General features: G+C 24.4%; 1 protein-coding gene. It reads right to left on the bottom strand.

The features are described 5' to 3' along the window. Positions 1-361: Rpn family recombination-promoting nuclease/putative transposase (locus tag EZH24_RS13605; RefSeq protein WP_137999500.1), on the bottom strand; the 361-nt coding region annotated here is incomplete at both ends.

The raw sequence follows: 361 nt of genomic DNA on the forward strand, positions 1-361 counted from the left end.
GAACTTCCAAAATATGCATTTGAATAAAATCTAAATCTACATTATGGTTTTTTGTGTCGATTAATTTAAAGCATCGATGCGGTTTACCTTCGTCTCCAAAATCTAAATTAAAATTTAATAAGTTAATGCTAATAATTCTTGGTATGTCTTTATAATCTTCGCCTTCCTTTATTTCATTGACAATATTTTTTGAGATATAATAAAAAATTCTTTTAACAAAATCAATATTTCCGCAAAATTGAATTTCAATAATTACGGTTTGATTGTCTTTAGTTTTTGCTTTAATATCAATAATAGATTCTTTCAAATCGATATTTTCGGATAAATTATAAGGGTCAATTATTTCCAAATCTTTAACTTC

Source organism: Brachyspira catarrhinii, from assembly GCF_005518285.1.
GTDB classification, from domain to species: Bacteria; Spirochaetota; Brachyspiria; order Brachyspirales; family Brachyspiraceae; genus Brachyspira; species Brachyspira catarrhinii.